At 31.4% G+C, this 2,153-nt stretch carries 2 protein-coding genes; both read right to left on the reverse strand.

The features are described 5' to 3' along the window. On the reverse strand, positions 1 to 465 hold a 465-nt coding region (locus A5867_RS14025), incomplete at its 3' end, for a DEAD/DEAH box helicase family protein (protein ID WP_170927540.1). Then, positions 465 to 2,153: site-specific DNA-methyltransferase (locus A5867_RS14030; RefSeq protein ID WP_170927541.1), on the reverse strand; the 1,689-nt coding region annotated here is incomplete at its 5' end. The genes A5867_RS14025 and A5867_RS14030, both read right to left, overlap by 1 nt.

The raw sequence follows: 2,153 nt of genomic DNA on the forward strand, positions 1-2,153 counted from the left end.
ATTCTTATCTTTAACAGCTGGGAAATTATCAACAGCTTGAATGATGATTTGTTCTCCATCAACAAAGATACCGTTTGGATTAAATAAATACTTAGTAGAGCTACTATTTAACATGTTTTCTTGTGTTTTTTTGATAATTGCATCCGTATTAACTAGAAAAATAAAATTCTGATAACCCAATTCTTTATATAGGTAGAGCATTAGACTTGCCATCACCATTGTTTTTCCGGAGCCTGTAGCCATGTTAAATAAAAGGTGTTTACGCTGATAACCTGCATCACTAATACCACTTGAATAAAGGTCATCTTGCATCAATTGGAATCGCCTAAATGCTTCTTCTTGATAGAATCGTAGGTCATCTTTCAAATTTGTTTTTACATAATCAGGAACTTCATGAGGATTCATGGTATAAGAAATAGTTCTCATTTCCGTGTCTAACCATTCATAAAGGCGTTCTTTTGCCATTATGCATCACCTCTATTTTCATAAAAACTATGGTTAAATTTTTTGTCATTTTCAGAAATAGTAATATCTTCATCTTCGATTTCAGAGAAATTCACATATAACTGATTTTTATCCAATGCTTTTTTGAAAATTTCTTTTTGTTCTTCAAAACTTAAATCATTAAAAGAAATTGAGCCTTCCACTTCATCTCGTTCTTTTAATAATTCATTAGTCAGCTTCTCTCTGTCTAATTGGAAATTTAAATCTGCATTATTATCTAATTCATTCCACAAATTAATCAATTCCTCTTTAGTAGAAGTTTGATTAATCTTATCTATATATATTTGATTTAGTTCCATAAGTTCAGCATATACAAATGAACCTCCACCTTGCCAATCAACATCCTTAGAGATTCCACCTTGTTCACCATCAATCACTTTTTGAAGTCGAGGAACTGAAACAGTATTGATATAATCCATTTGTTCAATACCAATAAATTTTCTATTCATTTTCATTGCTACTGCTTGAGTAGTTGCTGAACCCATGAAGAAATCTAATACTAAATCATTCTCATTTGACCCTATATGAAGAATTCTTTGAAGTAATCTTTCTGGCTTAGGGGTTGAAAACATTTCATTTGATATTCCCAAAGTACGAGTTTCATTTTTTGCTTCTTGGTTATCTCCAACATCTTCTCTTTTCCAGATAGTAAGAGGTGTAACACCTTGCTTTACTTCAGATAGATATCGTTTCAATTGAGGTGCCCCAGTTCCATCTTTCCCAAAATAGAATCGATTCTCTTCAAGATATCTTTTGGCAGTTTCAAAACTAAATCTATATGCACTACCTTCAGGTGGATAGTATTCAATCCCTGTTTTAGGATTCTTGATCGGAAAAACTCCACTTTGGGAGAAAGTTTTAACTAAAACATTATCAGACCGCCATTTCCCTCTACCATCATTATCGTCGAATTTATAATATTTATTTTGTTTCTCTCCTCTTGGTAATAAATTGGGTCTCCAAATTTCTTTGTTTTTCGCATAAATCATGATAAAGTCATGGCTATCGGATAACCATTTTGAATCATTAGTGGGAGAATATCTTTTTTCCCAGATAACAGTATTTGTAAAATTGTTTCGTCCAAATATCTCATCACATAACACTTTTAAATATGCCTGTTCATCATCATCAATATTAATCCAAATACTACCATCTTCACTTAGTAATTCTCTGGCTATCTCCAAACGGTTTTTCATAAATGTTAGCCACGTTGAATGATTAAATTTGTCATTATATTTAAAAGAATCACCACCAGTATTATACGGTGGATCAATGTAAATCATTTTGATTTTCCCTTGATATCGTTGCTTCATTGAGTGTAATGCGATTAAATTGTTCCCTTTTATCACTAAGTTTTCTGATTCAGAAATAGTTGAAACTGGTTTTACACCGTCTTTGTTAACTATTTTTGCATCTTTTAAAATCTTTGCATCAAATAAAGTATCAATTTCATCTCTAGCAATTATCTCATTATAAAATATTTCTTCTTTCTTTTGTTCTTCCTTAGTCATGCCTCCCTCTAAAACAGTATCTTTATAAGGAAAATCCAAAACAACATCAGTATTATATTGAATGTATCTTCCAGATGCGGATAATCCAAGTGTATTAGAGTATCTTGTGTAGCTATTTGACCAATAATCTTTATATCT

The sequence above is a fragment of the Enterococcus sp. 6D12_DIV0197 genome, from assembly GCF_002174385.1.
In the GTDB taxonomy this organism is placed as follows: Bacteria; Bacillota; Bacilli; order Lactobacillales; family Enterococcaceae; genus Enterococcus_D; species Enterococcus_D casseliflavus.